21 protein-coding genes are annotated in these 18,964 nt (G+C 71.0%); 12 read left to right on the forward strand and 9 right to left on the reverse strand.

Annotation, left to right across the window (positions count from 1 at the left end):
- Window positions 1-68: 68 nt before the first annotated feature.
- Window positions 69-293 (forward strand): DUF3107 domain-containing protein, encoded by a 225-nt coding sequence (locus MRBLWO14_RS02990; RefSeq protein WP_096714814.1) that lies wholly within the window; start codon window positions 69-71, stop codon window positions 291-293.
- 6 nt (window positions 294-299) lie between these two features.
- On the forward strand, window positions 300-587 hold the full coding sequence (locus MRBLWO14_RS02995) for a hypothetical protein (protein WP_341934989.1): 288 nt from the start codon (window positions 300-302) through the stop codon (window positions 585-587).
- A gap of 28 nt (window positions 588-615) precedes the next feature.
- On the opposite strand, the gene MRBLWO14_RS03000 is transcribed toward MRBLWO14_RS02995, so the two are convergent.
- Window positions 616-1,329 (reverse strand): ferritin-like fold-containing protein, encoded by a 714-nt coding sequence (locus MRBLWO14_RS03000; RefSeq protein WP_096714816.1) that lies wholly within the window; start codon window positions 1,327-1,329, stop codon window positions 616-618.
- Window positions 1,330-1,496: 167 nt separating this feature from the next.
- On the opposite strand from MRBLWO14_RS03000, the gene MRBLWO14_RS03005 reads away from it, so the two are divergent.
- Window positions 1,497-3,011, forward strand: a complete 1,515-nt coding sequence (locus tag MRBLWO14_RS03005) for a DEAD/DEAH box helicase (protein ID WP_341934990.1) — start codon at window positions 1,497-1,499, stop codon at window positions 3,009-3,011.
- Here MRBLWO14_RS03005 and MRBLWO14_RS03010 read toward each other — a convergent pair.
- Both MRBLWO14_RS03010 and MRBLWO14_RS03015 read right to left on the reverse strand, forming a co-directional pair.
- The gene (locus MRBLWO14_RS03010; RefSeq protein WP_341934991.1) at window positions 2,924-3,931 is read right to left on the reverse strand and encodes a DUF817 domain-containing protein; all 1,008 of its coding nucleotides are present in this window, start codon (window positions 3,929-3,931) and stop codon (window positions 2,924-2,926) included. The two genes, MRBLWO14_RS03005 and MRBLWO14_RS03010, sit on opposite strands and share 88 nt — an antisense overlap.
- Before the next feature lie 64 nt (window positions 3,932-3,995).
- Window positions 3,996-4,868, reverse strand: a complete 873-nt coding sequence (locus MRBLWO14_RS03015; protein ID WP_341934992.1) for a PHP domain-containing protein — start codon at window positions 4,866-4,868, stop codon at window positions 3,996-3,998.
- 86 nt (window positions 4,869-4,954) lie between these two features.
- Here MRBLWO14_RS03015 and MRBLWO14_RS03020 point away from each other — a divergent pair, with 86 nt between their 5' ends.
- Both MRBLWO14_RS03020 and MRBLWO14_RS03025 read left to right on the forward strand, forming a co-directional pair.
- Window positions 4,955-5,983, forward strand: a complete 1,029-nt coding sequence (locus MRBLWO14_RS03020; RefSeq protein WP_341934993.1) for an endonuclease/exonuclease/phosphatase family protein — start codon at window positions 4,955-4,957, stop codon at window positions 5,981-5,983.
- Between the two features lie 37 nt (window positions 5,984-6,020).
- Window positions 6,021-7,442: an aminopeptidase P family protein gene (locus MRBLWO14_RS03025; RefSeq protein ID WP_341934994.1), complete on the forward strand. Its 1,422-nt coding sequence runs from the start codon at window positions 6,021-6,023 to the stop codon at window positions 7,440-7,442.
- Window positions 7,443-7,506: 64 nt separating this feature from the next.
- Here MRBLWO14_RS03025 and MRBLWO14_RS03030 read toward each other — a convergent pair whose 3' ends face one another.
- Together MRBLWO14_RS03030 and MRBLWO14_RS03035 are read right to left on the reverse strand one after the other, a co-directional pair.
- Window positions 7,507-8,169 (reverse strand): alpha/beta family hydrolase, encoded by a 663-nt coding sequence (locus MRBLWO14_RS03030; protein ID WP_341934995.1) that lies wholly within the window; start codon window positions 8,167-8,169, stop codon window positions 7,507-7,509.
- Between the two features lie 31 nt (window positions 8,170-8,200).
- Complete coding sequence (locus MRBLWO14_RS03035; protein WP_341934996.1) at window positions 8,201-8,938, reverse strand: general stress protein; 738 nt, start codon at window positions 8,936-8,938, stop codon at window positions 8,201-8,203.
- 102 nt (window positions 8,939-9,040) lie between these two features.
- Between MRBLWO14_RS03035 and MRBLWO14_RS03040 the strand changes: the two genes are divergently transcribed.
- The 4 genes from MRBLWO14_RS03040 to MRBLWO14_RS03055 are packed head-to-tail and all read left to right on the forward strand — an operon-like array spanning window position 9,041 to window position 12,460.
- Window positions 9,041-10,321 carry a CBS domain-containing protein gene (locus MRBLWO14_RS03040; RefSeq protein WP_341934997.1) on the forward strand — a complete coding sequence of 427 codons (1,281 nt, stop codon included), beginning with the start codon at window positions 9,041-9,043 and terminating at the stop codon, window positions 10,319-10,321.
- A complete protein-coding gene (locus MRBLWO14_RS03045; protein WP_341936148.1) occupies window positions 10,321-10,863 on the forward strand; it encodes a DUF1003 domain-containing protein in 543 nt (180 codons plus the stop codon). Before MRBLWO14_RS03040 ends, MRBLWO14_RS03045 begins: the two co-directional genes overlap by 1 nt.
- Window positions 10,860-11,984, forward strand: coding sequence for an Mrp/NBP35 family ATP-binding protein (locus MRBLWO14_RS03050; protein WP_341934998.1), 1,125 nt, complete (start codon window positions 10,860-10,862; stop codon window positions 11,982-11,984). The genes MRBLWO14_RS03045 and MRBLWO14_RS03050 overlap by 4 nt, the downstream gene beginning before the upstream one ends.
- A complete protein-coding gene (locus MRBLWO14_RS03055) occupies window positions 11,981-12,460 on the forward strand; it encodes a YcxB family protein (protein ID WP_341934999.1) in 480 nt (159 codons plus the stop codon). The genes MRBLWO14_RS03050 and MRBLWO14_RS03055 overlap by 4 nt, the downstream gene beginning before the upstream one ends.
- Window positions 12,461-12,498: 38 nt before the next feature.
- Here the strand turns inward: MRBLWO14_RS03055 and MRBLWO14_RS03060 are convergent, their stop codons facing one another.
- Window positions 12,499-12,885 carry a Sec-independent protein translocase TatB gene (locus MRBLWO14_RS03060; RefSeq protein WP_341935000.1) on the reverse strand — a complete coding sequence of 129 codons (387 nt, stop codon included), beginning with the start codon at window positions 12,883-12,885 and terminating at the stop codon, window positions 12,499-12,501.
- Between the two features lie 90 nt (window positions 12,886-12,975).
- On the opposite strand from MRBLWO14_RS03060, the gene MRBLWO14_RS03065 reads away from it, so the two are divergent.
- A complete protein-coding gene (locus tag MRBLWO14_RS03065) occupies window positions 12,976-13,611 on the forward strand; it encodes a class I SAM-dependent methyltransferase (protein ID WP_341935001.1) in 636 nt (211 codons plus the stop codon).
- 103 nt (window positions 13,612-13,714) lie between these two features.
- Here MRBLWO14_RS03065 and MRBLWO14_RS03070 read toward each other — a convergent pair whose 3' ends face one another.
- The 3 genes from MRBLWO14_RS03070 to dapE form a co-directional block, all read right to left on the reverse strand.
- Window positions 13,715-13,888, reverse strand: coding sequence for a DUF3117 domain-containing protein (locus tag MRBLWO14_RS03070; RefSeq protein ID WP_017203323.1), 174 nt, complete (start codon window positions 13,886-13,888; stop codon window positions 13,715-13,717).
- A 97-nt stretch (window positions 13,889-13,985) separates the two neighbouring features.
- Entirely contained in the window at window positions 13,986-15,203 is a 1,218-nt protein-coding gene (locus MRBLWO14_RS03075; protein WP_341935002.1) for a hypothetical protein, read from the reverse strand.
- Window positions 15,185-16,258: a succinyl-diaminopimelate desuccinylase gene (gene dapE, locus MRBLWO14_RS03080; protein ID WP_341935003.1), complete on the reverse strand. Its 1,074-nt coding sequence runs from the start codon at window positions 16,256-16,258 to the stop codon at window positions 15,185-15,187. Before dapE ends, MRBLWO14_RS03075 begins: the two co-directional genes overlap by 19 nt.
- A 65-nt stretch (window positions 16,259-16,323) precedes the next feature.
- Between dapE and dapD the strand changes: the two genes are divergently transcribed.
- Both dapD and MRBLWO14_RS03090 read left to right on the forward strand, forming a co-directional pair.
- Entirely contained in the window at window positions 16,324-17,277 is a 954-nt protein-coding gene (gene dapD, locus MRBLWO14_RS03085) for a 2,3,4,5-tetrahydropyridine-2,6-dicarboxylate N-succinyltransferase (RefSeq protein WP_341935004.1), read from the forward strand.
- 246 nt (window positions 17,278-17,523) lie between these two features.
- Window positions 17,524-18,903, forward strand: a complete 1,380-nt coding sequence (locus MRBLWO14_RS03090) for a DEAD/DEAH box helicase (RefSeq protein ID WP_341935005.1) — start codon at window positions 17,524-17,526, stop codon at window positions 18,901-18,903.
- Window positions 18,904-18,964: the final 61 nt, after the last annotated feature.

Consider the following 18,964-nt stretch of genomic DNA (forward strand, 5'->3'; position numbering starts at 1 on the left):
GATCCCGCTCCGACGCCGCGGGGTAGAGTTGGGCGCACAGCATGGTCGATTCGACAACGGGAGTACGCGTGGAAATCCGCATCGGCATCATCAACACCGGCCGCGAGCTCAGCTTCGAGACCTCGGCGACCGCGGACGAGGTCCGCACGCAGGTGTCCTCCGCCCTCGAGCAGAGCACCTCGCACCTGAACTTCGCCGATGTGAAGGGGAACTCCTACCTGGTCCCCACCGCGCACCTCGCCTACATCGAGCTCGGCACCGAGGAATCGCGCCGCGTCGGCTTCGTGGCCTGACCCGCGATGTACATCCTCCTCGCGCTCATCGGCGCGTGCGTGCTCGGGATCGCCGCGCACTTCGTGATCGGCGGCCGTGAGCTGCGCGGTGTGGCGTTCACTCCGGCGGTCGCGACCGCCGTGGCCGCGGTCCTCTACACGGGCCTGCAGTGGCTCGGCCTGGGCGAGGACAGCGTCTGGCTGTGGCTCGCGAGCGTCCTCGGCTCGGTGCTGCTCGCCGCGGCCGCGACGGCCGCGCTGGTGGCGCTGCGGCGCCGGTCCGACGCGTCGGCCAAGGCCGCTCTCGGCATCTGAACGCCCGCGCTCCCGACGGGAGAGCCCGCTAGGACGCCAGCCCCATCGCATCCATGCGCCGGGCGTGCGCGCCCATGAGCTCGGTGTAGACCGGCTCGACGCGCTCCTCGGTCATGGCCGCCAGCTCGGGCTGGCGCAGAGCGGAGCGGCAGACGAGGATCGTGTCGCCGACGAGACGGCGCGCCCACATCGACAGCAGCGACCGCCACTCTCCGTCGCCGTCGATGGTCTCCTGGATGATCGCGACGATCTCGTGCCTGGCGTCGTCCTCGCTGAGGATGTCGACGACCCTGGCGCCCACCTCGCCGTAGCTCGATGCGAGCGCGAGGTAGAAGTCGTCCAGCATGCCGGCGGTGATGTACACCGACAGCAGGGTCTCGCGCGGGCGCGCGCCGATCGTCTTGCGGCGGAACGCGTCGAGGTTCTCGCGGAACGGCAGCATCAGCTGGGTGGGGTCGTCGCCCCGTTCGGCGATGAGGTCGACGATCGCACGGTGCTTGGTGAGGGCCGCGCCGGCCGCCCGCGACAGCGACTCCTTCTCGGAGAGCTCGGGTGTGGCGCGGATGAGCCGGGTCAGCGTCTCGAAGTAGCCGAGCTGCAGATACGCGGCCTGTCCCAGGAACCGATCGAGCTCGGGGGCGACCTCGGAGAAGTCGACCTTCGTCGACGTGCCCTGATCGCCGCGGCTGCGCAACGTCATCGTGCGGCGGGGCGCCCTGCGCTTCCAGAACCAGTTGACCACGGGTTCACAATACTCGGACGAGAGGTCACTCCGAGGCTCCGGTGCCCCCTCGGGTAGGCTGGAGCCGTCCCCGCCGTCGGAGCGGGGCCCGCGCCTGTGGCACATGAGACGGCGTGGATCCGTGAAACGTGGCGATCCTCGCAGGTCGCCGGACAGGCATCTGAACATTGACTACCTTCGCTGATCTCGGAATCGATCAGGACATCGTCGACGCACTCGCCGCCAAGGGCATCGTCGACGCCTTCCCCATCCAGGAGCAGACCATCCCCCTCGGCCTCCCCGGCCAGGACATCATCGGCCAGGCCAAGACCGGCACGGGCAAGACCTTCGGCTTCGGCATCCCGGTCGTGCAGCGCCTGGGCCAGAACCCGGAGCCGGGCGTCAAAGCACTCATCGTCGTGCCGACCCGCGAGCTCGCGGTGCAGGTGTACGAGGACATCGACCTGCTCACCAGCAACCGCTCGACCAGCGTCGTGGCGATCTACGGCGGCAAGGCGTACGAGGGCCAGATCGACCAGCTGAAGGCCGGCGCGCAGATCGTCGTCGGCACGCCCGGTCGTCTGATCGACCTCGCCGGTCAGCGCCTGCTCGACCTCTCGAACGCGACCGAGGTCGTGCTCGACGAGGCCGACAAGATGCTCGACCTCGGCTTCCTCGCCGACATCGAGAAGATCTTCCAGAAGGTCCCGGCGGTCCGCCACACCCAGCTCTTCTCGGCGACCATGCCCGGCCCGATCGTGGCTCTCGCTCGCCGCTTCATGACGAACCCGATCCACATCCGCGCCAACGACCCCGACGAGGGTCTCACGCAGGCGAACATCAAGCACCTCGTGTACCGCGCGCACTCGCTCGACAAGGACGAGGTCATCGCGCGCATCCTGCAGGCGGAGGGCCGCGGCAAGACCGTGATCTTCACGCGCACCAAGCGCGCGGCGCAGCGCCTCGTCGACGAGCTGAGCGACCGCGGCTTCAACGTCGGCGGCGTGCACGGCGACATGGGCCAGGACCAGCGCGAGCGCTCGATGGCCGCTTTCAAGGCCGGCAAGAAGGACGTCCTGGTCGCGACCGACGTCGCCGCCCGCGGCATCGACGTCGACGATGTCACCCACGTCATCAACCACACGATCCCCGACGAGGAGAAGACGTACCTCCACCGCGCCGGTCGCACGGGTCGGGCCGGCAAGACCGGCATCGCCGTGACCTTCGTCGACTGGGAGGATCTGCACAAGTGGGCCCTCATCAACCGCGCGCTCGAGTTCGGCCAGCCGGAGCCGCTGGAGACCTACTCGTCGAGCCCGCACCTGTACGAGGACCTCGACATCCCCGCCGGCACGAAGGGCCGCCTCGTCTCGGCGCCCAAGACCGAGAAGCCGGCTCGCGCCCCGCGCCCCGAACGGGCAGCGGATGCCGCAGCAGAGGGCGCCTCGGAGGGCGGCACGCGTCGTCGTCGCCGCCGTCGCGGCGGATCAGCTCAGGTCGGATCGACCTTCGCCGAAGGCGCGACCGAGAGCACGGGCGCTGATGGCGGCTCGTCCGCATCCGCCGACCGCAGTGCCGAGGGTGCGGGCACGCACGACGGCGCGGGCAAGGAGCATCACGACGGCAAGCCGGCGCCCGCTCGCCGTCGCCGTCGCCGTCGCGGCGGTTCGGGTGCCGGAGCGGCACCGGTCGCCGGCGCCTGATCGACTCCACCCGACACGACCTCCGAGGGGGCGGATGCTACGGCATCCGCCCCCTCCGTCGTCGCCGGACGACGCCCAGGCGCTCGCGGCGGGTAGACCCACGTGACCATCACGACCGAGATGATCATGAGCAGGAACCAGGAGCTGAGCTTGCTCAGCGACACCGGCTGCCACGCGACGACCTGGTCGGGGTACGCCCACGCCCCGGCCCACGTCCCGATGTTCTCGGCGAGGTAGATGAAGACGGCGACCCCGGCGAAGACAGCGAGCAGCGGCAATCGGATCGTCCGTCGCCAGACCCGCGCGTGCATGACGGTCGGCAGCCACACGATCGCCACGCCCGCGAGGAGCACCCATCGTGCGTCCCACCACCAGTGGTGCGTGAAGAAGTTGAGGTAGATCGCCGCCGCGAGGACGGTCGTGAGCCAGCGCCACGGGTACCGCGTGAAGCCGAGGTCGAAGAGACGGTAGACCCTGACCATGTACGACCCGACGGCCGCGTACATGAAGCCGCTGAAGAGCGGGACGCCGCCGATGCGCAGGATGCCGTCTGCGGCATAGGCCCACGACCCCACGTCGGTCTTGAAGAGCTCCATGACCGTGCCGGTGAGGTGGAAGAGCACGATGACCCACAGCTCGCGCCCCGACTCGAGGCGGAACACGAGCATCCCGATCTGGATGAGGACCGCGGCGATCGTGAGCACGTCGTTGCGCGCGAGCGCTGCGTCGTCGGGGTACCAGAGCCGCGCCGCGACGATCGCGACCAGCAGCAGCGCTCCGAACACGCAGGCCCAGGCCTGTTTGAGCACGAACACGGCGAACTCGACGAGCCCCGCGCGGACGCCGCGATCGGAGGCGTCGCGGAGGATGCGGTGAGCGATCGCGTCGATGCGCTGCTCGAGGGACGTCGCTCTCTGCATGCCGTGAAGCGTATCCGCGCTCCTCGACAGTTCGCCGTGAGATCCGAGTCGGCTGCGGTGCGGGTCAGGGATAGCGCGGCGAGGAGCCTGTCGCGCGCTCGATCAGCCGGGCGACCATCTCGTCGGACGTCGTGTTCTCCCCCGGCAGATTGGGCTTGCCCGAGCCGTGGTAGTCGCTCGAGCCGGTGACGATGAGGTCGTGATCGGCCGCGATCCGCCGCAGGGTCCGCTTGCCCGCCTCGGTGTTCTCGCGGTGGTCGATCTCGAATCCGCCGAGTCCCGCGTCGATGAGGCGCTCGATGAACGGGACGGGCATCATGCGGTCGCGCCCCGCCGTCACGGGGTGCGCGATGATCGCGACCCCGCCGGCCTCCGTGATGAGCCGCACCGCGGTGAGCGGGTCCGGGGCGTAGTGCGGCTCGTAGTATCCCTCCCGCGGGTGCAGGATGCCGTCGAAGGCCTCCGTGCGGTCGCGGACGATGCCCCGGGCGACCAGCGCGTCGGCGATGTGCGGCCGGCCGACCGTCGCATCCGGAGTGGTCTGCGCGACCACGTCCTCCCAGTGCAGGTCGTAGTCGCGACCGATGCTGCGGACGATCCTCTCCGCGCGACCGATGCGGTCTCCGCGGATGCGCTCCGTCTCGGCCGTCAGCCCGGGGTGCGCGGGGTCGAAGAGGTATCCCAGCACGTGCACGCTGCGCCACTCGTGCTTGGCTGAGAGCTCCATCCCGGGGAGGAACGTGATCCCCAGGTCGGCCGCGGCGGCGCCGGCCTCGTCCCAGCCCGTGGTGCGGTCGTGGTCGGTGAGAGCGGCGGTCCGCACACCGTACGCGTGAGCCTGCCGCATGACCGTGGCGGGCGACTCCGTGCCGTCCGAGTGGTTGGAGTGCAGGTGCAGGTCGGCGGGACCTGCGAAGCGGTGGGAGCGAGCGGCCATCCTCCGAGCGTACCGAGCGGCGGAGCCCCCGAGACGCGCGGGCCCGCGGCAGGGACTTCACAGCGACCGCTCCTAGGCTGGACGGGATGCTACGACTCCTGGGGATCCTGTTCACGGTGCTGCTCGCGATCGCGACGGCGATCGTCGTGTGGCCGCAGTTCTTCCACCTCGAGCAGACCTGGCCGTTCGCCCAGATCGTCGCCGCCCGCGGCCTGGTGCTCGGCGTGTTCCTCGTGGTCGCGGTGCTCGCGCTCCTCCTGCTCCTCGCCCGGCCGCTGCGCGGCTTCGCGGCCTCCGTCCTCATCGTGGCGCTCCTCGGTGCCGGCGCGACGGGCGTGGTCGGCATGACGCGTGGCTTCGGAACCGGCACCCTCCCCGCAGCGACCGATACCAGCATCCGCGTGCTCACCTGGAACACGGCCGGCGACGCGGTCTCGGCGGAGGAGATCGCACAGCAGATCCTCGACCAGGGCGCCGACATCGTCGCTCTCCCCGAGACCACCGAGGCCGTGGGCGAGCAGATCGCCGTCATGCTGCGCGAGCAGGGGCACCCGATGTGGGTGCACCACGTGCAGTTCAAGCCCGATGTCGTCGACGGCCCGAAGTCGTGGCACACGACCGTGCTCGTCTCCCCCGAGCTCGGCGAGTACTCGGTGATCGAATCGTCGGAGGACGGATCGAGCAACACCGGCTCCGTGCCGAGCGCCGTGCTGATGCCCGTCGGCGGGAACGCCGGCGGTCCCACGATCGTCGCCGTGCATGCGGTCGCTCCGCGCATGGAGGAGATGGAGCAGTGGAGCAGCGATCTGCGCTGGATCGCCGATCAGTGCCCCGAGGGGAACTTCGTGCTGGCGGGCGACTTCAACGCGACCGTCGACCACATGGCGGGCCTCGGCGTCGACGGAGGCGACATGGGGTACTGCCGCGACGTCGCATCGCGCACGGGCAACGGTCTCAGCGGCACATGGCCGAGCTCGCTCCCCGCACTCCTCAGCGCGCCGATCGACCACGTCATGGCCTCCCCGAACTGGACGCCGACCGGCTCGCTCGTGATCGACGACGCCGGGGGAAGCGACCACCGCGGTCTGGTCGTGCAGCTGGAGCCCGCCGGCTGACATCCCTCCGCCGCCGAGCAGGTGACAGACTGGAGGGATGAGCACCGCAGAGCGCGACACGATCGCAGAGCCCGCCGTCGAGACCCCGGTCGAGAACAGCACCACCAACCGCAAGCAGCCCTTCCCCCGCGGCTTCCTCGACACCATCTCGACCGGATGGGCGGACCGCCCCGAGTCCCTCCCGACAGCGCGCCCGCAGGCCGCCTTCGCCGCCACCCGCCGCGCCGCCGTCTCGGCCGCCTTCCCCGGCAAGCGCCTCGTGATCCCGGCCGGGTCGCTCAAGCAGCGCAGCAACGACACCGACTACCCGTTCCGCGCGCACTCCGCCTTCGCGCACCTGACCGGGTGGGCCGCCGATTCGGAGCCGGATTCGATGCTGGTCTTCGAGCCGACCGACGACGGCCACGACGTCACCCTCTACTTCCGGGAGCGCGCGGACCGCACGACCACCGAGTTCTACGCCGATGCGACGGTCGGCGAGTTCTGGATCGGACCGCGCCCCTCTCTCGCCGGGGTCGCCGCCGACCTCGACATCGCCACCGCGCACCTCGACGAGTACACCGAGGTCGATGGCTCGCTCGTGCTCGACGAGTCCGAGGACCTCACCCGCGTCGTCTCCGAGCTGCGTCTCGTGAAGGACGACTACGAGATCGCCGAGATGCGCCGCGCCGTCGACATCACCGCGCAGGGTTTCGACGACATCATCCGCGCCCTCCCCGACGCGGTCTCGCACGCCCGCGGCGAGCGCGTCGTCGAAGGTGTCTTCCACCGCCGCGCCCGTGAGGACGGCAACGGCGAGGGCTATGACACGATCGCCGCGTCCGGCCCGCACGCCTGCTACCTGCACTGGACGCGCAACGACGGCACGGTCGTGCCGGGAGACCTCATCCTCGTGGACGCCGGCGTCGAGGCCGACAGCCTGTACACGGCCGACATCACACGAACCCTCCCGGTCTCCGGCACCTTCTCCAAGGTGCAGCGCCGCGTGTACGAGACCGTGCGCGAGGCCGCCGACGCCGCCTTCGCCGCCGCCCGCATCGGGGTGCGGTTCCGCGAGGTGCACGAGGCCGCGATGAAGGTCATCGCCGCCCGCGTCGCCGAGTGGGGCCTGCTGCCGGTGACGGCTCAGGAGGCGCTCGATGCGGATGCCGGCGGTCAGCACCGTCGCTACATGGTGCACGGCACCTCGCACCACCTCGGCATCGACGTGCACGACTGCGCGCAGGCGCGTCGCGAGATGTACTACGACGGCATCCTCGCTCCCGGAATGGTCTTCACGATCGAGCCGGGGCTCTACTTCCAGATCGACGACCTCACCGTGCCGGCCGAGTACCGCGGCATCGGCGTGCGGATCGAGGACGACATCCTCATGACCGAGGACGGACCCGTCAACCTGTCGGCGGGCATCCCCCGCACCGCCGACGAGGTCGAGGCCTGGATCGCGCGCGTGCAGGCCTGAGTCTCGCGTCCCCGAGATCAGGACACCGCACCGAGATCAGGACGATCCCTCCGGAGACTCCTGATCACGGGGTGCGGTCCTGATCTCGGGCGGCCTCGACAACGATCGGCGCGAGAGACGCCCCGATCTCGTCGGCCGGCCTCTTGCGCCCTCTGACCTCGAAGGTGTGGCCGCCGCCGTCGATCCAGACGACGCGGGCGTCCTGGCAGGTCGCCACGACCTCGTCGAACTGTGCGAGGGGATGGATGAACGGATCGTTCGTGCCCTCCACGAAGAGCTGCGGCACCGCGATCTCCGGCAGGTGCTCCGCTCGAGGCTTCTCCGGTTTCCCCGGTGCGTGCAGCGGATAGCCCAGGTAGACGAGCCGGCCGACCGCCAGCCCCTGGGCCACGGCCATCGAGGCCATACGTCCGCCGTACGACTTCCCCGCCGCCCAGACCTCCGCGTCCGGACGCTGCTCACGGACCTCGGCGAGGACGGCCTCCCACGTGGCGATCGCGTGCGCGGCAGGACCCGGCATCCGTCGCCCCTGCTCGACGTAGGGGAAGTTGAATCGCAGCGTCGTGAACCCGAGGTCGTTGAGCGCATCGGCGAAGCCGGTGAGGAACGGGTGGTCCTTGCCCGTGCCGGCCCCGTGCGCGATCGCGACGACCGTGTCGCCGTCGCCCGCCCAGTCGGCCGAGACGATGGTCTCCCCCGTCGGCAGGACGACGCGGACGTCGACCATCAGACGCGCGGGCGCGGGAAGTGCGCGCCCATCACGCGCCTTCCGGCTTCGGGCTACCCGGCACGTCGCTGCCCGGCACGTCGCTGCCGGGCGCGTCGCTGCCGGGGGCGTCGACGGGCGGCGCGACGGGATCGGCGGGACGAGGCGGGATCACCGGATCGGCGGCGGGGGCGTCGCCCTCACCCGGCTTCGCGGACGGCGCCTCGGGGGCGGTCGGCGGTGGGGTGGGCTGGCCACCGGTCGGGATGCGCTCGCCGTACTTCGGCGGCTCATCGAGGTTGACGGGCGGGCGCACGGTCGCGGGGCGCACGGCGCCGAGCACCTGCCGGGCCTTGGCGAGCGAGGTCGCCTGGACACGGACCTCGTAGTGGTCCGCCGCGAACTGCGTGACGCTGGCGAAATCGCGGCGTCGCCGCACGATCGCGTAGGTCACGAGGCTCAGCAGCATGCCGAGCGCGACGCCGATGAAGACGAAGCCGACGAAGAGCTGGATCGGCACCTCGGGGTTGCCGAGCACGAGGATGGCCGACAGGAAGAGTCCGATGAGCACGCCGTTGATGGCACCGGAGCGCGCGGCAGCGGCGTAGCCGAGACGTCCGGTGACGCGCTCGACCGTGCGGACGTTCTGCCCGACGATCGCGATGTCCCGCGCCGGCACCTCCTGGGCGATCAGCTTGGAGACGGTCTTCTGCGCGCCCTCGTAATCGCGGGTCGAGGCGACGATCTCTCCCTCGTCGCGACTGTCGGCCGGACGGTTCAGCATGCTCATCCGGCCATTCTCCCACGCCGTCCTTTCGGCGCGCTCCGAGCAGCCGTCTCCGCGGGTCGGCGCACCGCTCTCCCCCGGCGTCTCGCGGACTACGCTGGATGGGTGAGCACACAACGGGTATTCGCCGCGCGCCTGGCAGGCTGCGCCGTCTTCGACCCCGTGGGCGACCGGCTCGGCAAGGTCCGTGACGTCGTCATCGTGTACCGAAGTACCGCCGCACCGCGCGTGATCGGTCTCGTCGTCGAGATCCCCGGTCGCCGTCAGGTGTTCCTCTCGATCGGACGCGTCACGTCGATCCGCTCCGGCCAGGTCATCACGACCGGCCTCATCAACGTGCGCCGGTTCTCGCCGCGCGCCGGTGAGGTGCGCATCCTGGCGGAGCTGCTCGGACGCCGCGTGACCCTCGTCGACGGCAGCGGCGACGCCGTCATCGAAGACGTCGCGATCGAGCCCAACCGTCTCGGCGAGTGGGCGATCAGCCAGCTGTTCCTGCGCCGCCCGAAGACGAGCGCGTCGCCGTTCGCGAAGGGCCCGACGACGTTCGCGGCGTGGAGCGAGGTCGCCGAGCAGCGCGCCCCCGGAGAGGCGCAGTCGGCCGAGCAGCTCGTCGCGTCCTACTCCGAGCTGCATGCCGCCGACCTCGCCAACACGCTCCTCGACCTGCCGCAGCAGCGCATGATCGAGGTCGCCGAGGAGCTCTCCGACGATCGGCTCGCCGACGCCCTCGAGGAGATGCCCGAGGACGAGCAGGTGCACATCCTCGACCGACTGGGCGACGAGCGCGCCGCCGACATCCTCGATCAGATGGAGCCGGACGACGCCGCCGACCTGCTCGCACAGCTGCCGCCGAACCGCCTCGAGCAGCTCCTCGAGCTCATGGAGCCGGAGGAGGCCGAGGACGTCAGGATGCTGCTGCGCTACGGCCCCGACACGGCGGGCGGTCTCATGACGCCGGAGCCCATCGTGCTCTCCGCCGACGCCACGGTCGCCGAGGCCCTCGCGCTCATCCGCCGCCACGAGCTGCATCCGGCGCTGGCCGCCGCGGTGTTCGTGACGCTGCCGCCGTTCGAGACGCCGACCGGGCGTCTGCTGGGCATGGTGCATTTCCAGCGGATGCTGCGCTACCCGCCGCACGAGCGGCTGGGCGCCATCGTCGACGACAGTCTGGAGCCGGTGCCCGTCACGGCGTCCGCGGCCGAGGTGGCGAGGATGCTGGCGAGCTACGACCTCGTCTCGCTCCCCGTGATCGACGCCGCGCATCGGCTCGTCGGAGCGATCAGCGTCGACGACGTCCTCGACTATCTCCTCCCCGACGACTGGCGCACGCACGACACCGATGACAGCGTGCAGCAGCCCGCACCCGCGAAGAAGGAGGTGGGATGATGGCCCGCTCCCGCAGCCGTTCGCCCCAGCTCGACGCCCCGCTGGGGCGCGGCGCCTCCCGCCCCCGGTCGACGTCCCGCGACCGCTTCGGCCGGTTCACGGAATGGGTGGCCCGAGCGATGGGCACGCCGGCGTTCCTCGTCATCCTGAGCCTCTTCTGCGTGCTGTGGATCGGCTGGAACACCCTGATGCCCGATGGCCTGCGCTTCGACGACGCCGCGCTCGGCTTCACCGCCCTGACTCTCATGCTCTCTCTGCAGGCGTCCTACGCCGCACCGCTGATCCTGCTCGCGCAGAACCGTCAGGACGACCGCGACCGCGTGCAGATCGAGCAGGACAGGCAGCGCGCCGAGCGCAACCTCGCCGACACCGAGTACCTCGCCCGCGAGATCGTGGCGCTGCGCATGTCCCTCGAGGAGCGCAACAGTCAGGTCGTCACGCGGGACGTGCTGCGGCAGGAGCTGAAGGCCCTGCTGGCGGAGCTCGGCGACCACGAGGACTCCCCCGAGGAGCGGCGGGCGAACAGCCGCGCCACCTCATGACCGCGGTCGACGCCGTCCGCGCGGCTGTCTCGGCCGTGACCGACCCTGAGCTGCGCCGCCCCATCGGCGACCTCGACATGGTGCGCGACATCGCGGTCGAGGGTGCGCGCGCGCAGGTCGGCATCGTCTTGACGATCGTGGGCTGCCCCGCCGCGGCCCGCATCGAGGCGGATGTGCGCGCGGCGGCGGTCTCCGTTGCCGGAGTCGACGAGGTCGACGTGGAGGTCGGGGTGATGACCCCGGCCGAGCGCAAGGCCCTCACCGAGAAGCTGCGCGACGGCCGCCCACCGCGCCAGATGCCCTTCGGGCCGGACTCGCTGACCCGCGTGATCCTCGTGTCGAGCGGCAAGGGCGGCGTCGGCAAGTCGTCGGTCACCGCGAACCTGGCGGTGGCGCTGGCCGATCAGGGCCTCGCCGTCGGGCTCGTGGACGCCGATGTGCACGGCTTCTCCATCCCCGGGCTCCTCGGCATCCCCGCCGGCACCCAGCCCACACGCATCGACGACCTCATGCTGCCGCCGGTCGCCTATGGGGTGAAGACCATCTCGATCGGCATGTTCCTCCGCGACGGCGAGGCCGTGGTCGCGTGGCGCGGTCCGATGCTCCACCGCACCGTGCAGCAGTTCCTCACCGACGTCTTCTTCGGCGACCTCGACGTGCTGCTGATCGACATGCCGCCGGGCACCGGTGACATCGCGATCTCCATCGGACAGCTGCTGCCGCACGCCGAGGTCCTCGTCGTCACCACACCGCAGACGGCAGCGGCCGATGTCGCGATCCGCAGCGGGCTGGTGGCGCGCCAGACCGGGCAGCGCGTGATCGGGGTCGTCGAGAACATGGGCCCGCTGACGCTGCCCGACGGCTCTGTCATGGACCTCTTCGGCTCGGGCGGCGGAGCGGCCGTCGCCGCCGCGCTCTCCGACGACGCCCCCGCGCCCCTGCTCGCCTCGATCCCGCTCAGCCCCGCGCTGCGAGCCGGCGGCGACGCGGGCGCTCCGATCGTGCTGACGGACGGAACGGATGCCGCGGCCGTCGCGATCCGCGACCTCGCCCGCACGCTCGCGCGTCAGGGCCGCGGTCTCTCCGGTCGCTCGCTCCCGATGACGGTCGGCCCGTCGTGACCGTCACCGTCTCGGAGTCCCTCGTGCGCCGCATGGCCCGCGACGCCGCTGTCTACGGCCTCACGCGGCCCTGGGCGGTCGTCATGTGGGTCGCGCTGGCGGCGAGCCTCGTGCTCAGCATCCTGAATCTCACGGCCGGCGCCGGCGTCGGCGACTCCGGGTCCGCCGGCTGGCTGCCGCTCGCGAGCGTCGCGCTCATGGCCGTGGCGATCGGCACGACGGTGTCGGGGGCGCGGCGAGCGGTGCGCACCGCGATGCCGCCGGGCACGGTCGTCTGGGCTCGGCTCAACGACGAGGACCTGCAGATCGGCGCTGATCGCCGGGTCTCCGTGATCCCGTACGAGACGTTCCAGGGCATGCGTGTGGGGAGCGACGCGGTCATCCTGCGCGTGCAGGGGTCATCCGCCGTCACCGCGGTACCGCGCGCGGTGTTCACCGACGACGACGTCGCGCGTCTGCGCGACCGCATCGGCTGAGCGACCGCATCGGCTGAACGCCCGGACCGCCGGTCGGCTCAGGTCGCCTCGGGGTCGTACGGCGGGGGGCTGTCGACGGAGAAGTCCGGTCGCACAGTCGGCTTCTTCGGCGCGACCACCGCGGGTTCCGCGACCACTCCGGCGCTGGGGGTGGGAGCCGGGGTCCTGTCGTCCTCGAACAGCGCGTCCCTGATGATGCGTCGGGGGTCGTACTGGCGGGGGTCGAGCTTGCGCCAGTCGACGTCGTCGAGTTCGGGGCCCATCTCGTCGCGCACTCGCGAGCGCGTGTCGCGAAGGAACTCGCCGGCACGGCGGGCGAGCTTCGCCACGCTCTCGGCATAGCGAGGCAGCCGCTCAGGTCCGACGAGCAGAACAGCGATCAGACCGATCAGCAGCAGCTTCTCGAACGTGATCCCGAACTGCATCTGTCCAGGCTACCGCCGCGCCTGCCCGCCTGCCGCACGCCGAGCGCATACGCTGGGAACACACAGACCTCAGTCGGGAGAATCAGGGCAATGAGCGAGAACGATGCGAACGCACGTTTCATCCGCGAGTCGATCGTGGAGCCATCCGCGATCGCCCGCGCTCGTGCCCACGCCGTCGAGCTCGGCGCCGCCCCGGTGAGCGCCGCGGTCGGCTCGCAGATCGCCGTGCTGGCCGCGGCGACCGGCGCCCGGTCGATCGTCGAGATCGGCACCGGCGCGGGCGTCTCCGGTCTCTGGCTGCTGCGTGGAGCGCCGCAGGCCGTCCTCACGTCGATCGACAACGAGCCGGAGCATCTGGCCGCAGCACGGCAGGCGTTCGCCGATGCCCGCATCCCCGCCACCAAGGCGCGGTTCATCACGGGCCGCGCGGCCGACGTGCTCCCCCGCATGAACGAGGCCTCCTACGACATCGTCCTCGTCGACGCCGACCCCGAGAACGTGATCGAGTACGTCGAGCACGGTCTGCGCCTGGTGCGCACCGGTGGGATGGTCCTCGTCCCGCGCGTACTCGTCGGCGGCAAGGTCGCCGACCCCGTGCAGCGCGATGCGGTCACGACGGCGTTCCGCTCCCTCATCCAGGAGACGCAGGAATCGCCTGCCGTCCTCGCAACGGTCTCGTCGGCCGGCGAGGGACTTCTGCAGCTCGTCAGCGTCGCCACCGACTGAGCACCTCGACCACGACCGACGGCGACCCCGCACGGACGAGAAAGGGCGACGGATCTCTCCGTCGCCCTTTTCGGTGGTCCGCGTCGAGCGGACCGGAGTTCGGTCAGGCCGGCGCCACGACGGCAGCCAGCACGTCGTGAAGCTCCTTCGCCTCAGCGTCGTTCACGGACACGACCAGGCGGCCGCCGCCTTCGAGCGGGACACGCACGATGATGAGGCGCCCTTCTTTCACGGCCTCCATCGGTCCGTCTCCGGTCCTCGGCTTCATCGCTGCCATCGTGGGCTCCTTTTCCTCCGGTGGTATGCGATCAGTTTATCGGGTGCAACCGAGACCTGGATGTCCGCTGAGAAGAAATGCAATCACGCGTTAACATTCACGGGACCTGCCAGAACGTGTTCCCCTGCGCGTAGACGTGGAAGATCCAGACCCACTGGCCGAGCACGCAGAGCACGAGGACGCCGAGTCGCCACAGCCGGGAACGCGGGACGGCGACCGCTCCCCACAGCGGGCTGAGCGGCAGCAGCAGGCGAAACGTGCTCGACTGCGGGAAGAACACCGCGAGCAGATAGAGCAGGTAGCTCGCACTCCAGAGCCTCAGGTCGGCGCCGACGCGGCGCACCTGCGGCACGAGAAGGAGTGCGGCCGCGAGCGCGACGACGAGCAGCACGAGGGCGACGGGCCCCCACGCGGTGGGCAGGCCCCACTGCGCGAACCAGAACGACGACGCCTGCACCCAGCCCTCGAAGGGGATGAACCCCTCCACTCCCCCGACGATCCAGAGGCGGCGCCACGCGAGCTCGGTCGCGAGGTAGGCGCCGGGGTCGCCGGTGACGGCGCCCGCGATGACCTGCCAGCCGAAGCCGCAGACCACGGCGAGCGCTCCCAGCGCCACGATGTGCGCCGTCTCGCTCGGCCGGAGCGGGTCCTCGCGGCGGCGCAGGAACCGCAGGATGCCGTGGAGCCCGAGGTAGAGCGCGAACGCCAGGATGCCGGGACGCGTGAACGCCATGACGGGCACGAGCAGGTAGAGCCACGCGTATCTGCGTCGGATCGTGGCGTCGAGCGCGAGGAACAGCAGCAGCAGGAACAGCGTCTCCGCGTAGCCCACCTGGAACATCGCGGCCAGCGGCCCGAAGGCGAAGAACGTGACCGCCCACAGTGCGGCGGTGCGCCCGATCCGGTCTCGCAGGAGCCGGTGCAGAGCGAGGCAGGCGAGGTACCCGGCAGCGAAAGAGAGCAGGAGCGCGCCCGCTCCCCAGGGTCCGAGGAGGAACCCGATGCCCTTCGCCGCGTACGCGAACACGGGCATGAACGCCCAGGCGTTCTCCGCCACGTCGCCGGAGTCCGTGAGCGGGAGCGTCGACGGGTAGCCCTCCTCCGCCACCAGCCAGTACCACTGCGCATCCCATCCCACGACGAAGTCGCCGAGGCCGGGATCGGCGCCGAAGCGCGAGAGCGAGGTCGACTGCAGGGCGGCGGCGATCATGAGAGCGGTCGTGACCGCCCTCGCCGCGAGGTAGATCACGGCGATCTTGAGGGGCACGGGGGTGCGCGCCCACCGCCGAGCGAGCGTCAGCGCGAGCTGAGCCACGTACGCAGCCCTCGCTCCACGGCCTCGATCTGCGCGACGGGCACGCGCTCCTCGTCGTGATGGGCGAGATGAGGGTCGCCCGGCCCGTAGTTCACCGCGGGGATGCCGAGGGCGGAGAAGCGCGCGACGTCGGTCCATCCGTACTTCGGGCGCGGTTCGGCGCCGACCGCGGCGACGAACTCCTTCGCGATCGGGGCATCGAGACCGGGACGGGCGCCCTCGGCGGCATCCGTGATCTCGACGTCGAAGCCTGCGAGCAGGTTGCGGATGTGGGCCTCGGCATCCGCCGCCGACTTGCTGGGGGCGAAGCGGTAGTTGACCTCGATCTCGCACGCGTCAGGGATGACGTTGCCGGCGACGCCGCCGGTGATGCGGACGGCGCTCATGCTCTCGCGGTAGAGCAGACCCTCGACCGCGACCTCCCGCGCGCGGTACTCCGCGAGCCTCGCGAGGACGGGCGCTGCACGGTGGATCGCGTTCTCGCCGATCCACGCGCGGGCTGCATGGGCGCGCACTCCGGACGTGCGCACGATCGCACGCATCGTGCCGTTGCATCCGCCCTCCACCTCGCCGTTCGACGGCTCGCCGAGGATCGCGAAGTCCGCCTGGAACAGATCGGGGCGCTCGGCGGCGAGCAGCGTCAGTCCGTTCTTCGAGGCTTCGACCTCCTCGTTGTCGTACCACATCCAAGTGATGTCGACAGCGGGATCGGTGAGCTCGGCGGCCAGCTTCAGCTGCACCGCGACACCGCCCTTCATGTCGACGGTCCCTCGGCCCCACAGGTGGGGGACGCCGTCGATGTCGACGTCGCGTGTGGGGACGTTGCCGTTGATCGGCACGGTGTCGATGTGCCCGGCGATCGCGACGCGCTGCGCCCGGCCCAGGGCCGTGCGCGCGACGATCGTGTTCCCGTGGCGGATCACCTCGAGGTGGGCGTAGCCGGACACGGCCTCCTCGATCGCGTCGGCGAGCGGCTTCTCGTCGCCGGAGACGCTGGGGATGTCGCAGATCGCGCGGGTCAGGTCGAGGGATGACGCGGTGAGGTCGAGCAGCATGAGCCCAGCCTACTTACCCCGTCATGCGGGCGTCGGCGAGGCGGAAGGGGCGATACCGTGGAGGCATGACTGAGGCGCGCACCGTGTGGGGTACTGGACTTTCGACGATCGCCGGTGACGGCACCGTGCTCGACGCCTGGTTCCCCGAGGTCACGACCACGGCGCCGACGGCGGGGGACGCCGCAGCCGCCCTCCTCACCCTGGACGCCGTCGCCGGACCGGACGAGCGCCGCAACGTGACCGTCGAGACCGTGCAGCTGCACATCGACCTCGACGAGGCCCCTACCTCGACGGTCGACGCCTACCTCCGTCTGCACGCCCTGTCGCATCTCGTCGTGCGTCCGAACGAGCTCAATCTCGACGGCATCTTCGGTCACCTGCCGAACGTCGCGTGGACGAACGCCGGACCGATGCATCCCGACGACGCGGCGCGACTCCGCCCGCTGCTGCAGCGCGCCGGCATCCAGGTGCAGGGACTCGACAAGTTCCCGCGGCTCACCGACTACGTGCAGCCCGCCGGCGTGCGCATCGCCGACGCCTCGCGAGTGCGACTCGGCGCCCACCTCTCGCCCGGCACGACGGTCATGCACGAGGGCTTCGTCAACTTCAACGCCGGCACGCTCGGCGCCTCGATGGTCGAGGGACGAATCTCGCAGGGCGTCGTGGTCGGTGACGGCAGCGACATCGGCGGCGGCTCCTCGATCATGGGCACGCTGTCCGGTGGCGGATCGCATCGCGTCTCGATCGGCGCGCGCACGCTCCTCGGCGCGAACGCCGGGATCGGCATCTCGCTCGGCGACGACTGCGTCGTCGAAGCGGGCCTCTACGTGACGGCGGGAACCAAGGTGGTCCTGGTCGACGCGCCGGCGACGCCCGGCGGCGGGCGTCCCTCCGTCAAGGGCGCGGAGCTGTCGGGGCGCGACGGTCTGCTGTTCCGTCGCAACTCGCTCAGCGGCGCCGTCGAGGCCGTCACGAGGGCCGGCGTCGGCGTCACTCTGAACGAGGCTCTGCACGCCTGAGAACGGCCGGCGCCGGCGATCATGGCCGCGCTGATAGACTGAGGGGGTCGTACGGGCCTCCAGTCCGGCGATGTCGTCGTCGTCACGGGGTCTCCGAGGACCGAAGCGGGCGCTCCAGAGCCGCCCCCACAACCAGCCTTCGCTGGCGTTTCGCACGGCGAACCGATGCGCTGTCCTGCGCCGTCGCCACCTCATACCCAGAATCCTCGCGTGCGGTCGTCCGCACGCGCTGATGGAGCTTTCTCTATGTCTTCCTTCCTCGAACTCGGCGTACCCGCCGACCTCGCCGCCGTCCTCGCCGCCTCGGGCAAGACGGAGGCGTTCGCCATCCAGCGCGACACGCTGCCCGACTCTCTCGCGGGCCGCGACCTGCTCGGCCGCGGCCGTACGGGCAGCGGCAAGACCATCGCGTTCGCGCTCCCCCTCGTCGCGCGCCTCGCCGCATCCGGCAGGAAGCGCCGTTCCGGCCTCCCCCGCGGACTCGTGCTGGCACCGACCCGCGAGCTCGCGACGCAGATCGCCGCGACCGTCGCTCCCCTCGCCGAGGCCGCGGGCCTGAAGGTCACCACCGTGTTCGGCGGTGTGAGCCAGCGTCCGCAGGAGCAGGCTCTGAACGGCGGCGTCGACATCGTCGTGGCCTGCCCTGGTCGCCTCGAGGACCTCATGAAGCAGCAGGTCGTGCGCCTGAGCGAGATCGAGGTCACCGTGCTCGACGAGGCCGACCACATGGCCGACCTGGGTTTCCTTCCCGGTGTCACCCGCATCCTGAACGCGACGCCCGCCGGCGGACAGCGACTGCTGTTCAGCGCGACGCTCGACCGCGGCATCGACACCCTCGCCCGCCGCTTCCTCGTGAACCCCGTGAGCCATGAGGTCGACGAGGCGAGCGTCCCGGTCGGCGAGATGACGCACCGCGTGCTCGTCGTGGACTCCACGGAGAACAAGACGACCCTCGTGCGCGATCTCGCCTCCGGCACCGGCCGCCGCATCCTCTTCACGCGCACCAAGCACCAGGCGAAGAAGCTCGCGAAGCAGCTCACCGCAGCCGGCATCCCCGCCGTCGACCTGCACGGCAACCTGTCCCAGAACGCGCGCGAGCGCAATCTCGGCGCCTTCTCGAGCGACCCCGACGACGGCGGTGTGCGCGTGCTCGTCGCGACCGACGTCGCAGCCCGCGGCGTGCACGTCGACAACGTCGACCTCGTGGTGCACGTCGACCCGCCCATGGAGCACAAGGCGTACCTGCACCGCTCCGGCCGTACGGCGCGTGCCGGTGCCGCAGGCACGGTCGTGACGGTGGTGCTGCCCGAGCAGCGCCGCGACGTCAAGGACCTGCTGCGCAAGGCCGCCATCTCCGTCGCGCTCGAAGAGGTCACGCCCGCTGCCGTCGAGCAGCTGGTTCCCGAGCGTGCACCGCACGTGCGCCCGGCACCCGTGCAGAAGCAGCCGCAGCGCCAGGCCCCGAAGCAGCGCCCGGCAGGCGGTGAGCGCGGTGCGGCCACGACGCCGCCGTCGCGTCGGCGCCGTCGTCCCCGCTCCGGCGGGCAGGGTCAGGGCGGCCAGGGCGGTCAGCCGCAGGGCGGCTCCCGTCAGGGCGGTCGCGGTCGCGGCGGTCAGGGGCGCTGACCCCGGGCTGAGCTCGACGAGAGCCCACAGACGAGAAGAGCGGATGCCGTACAGCATCCGC

The sequence above is a fragment of the Microbacterium sp. LWO14-1.2 genome, from assembly GCF_038397715.1.
Classification (GTDB): Bacteria; Actinomycetota; Actinomycetes; order Actinomycetales; family Microbacteriaceae; genus Microbacterium.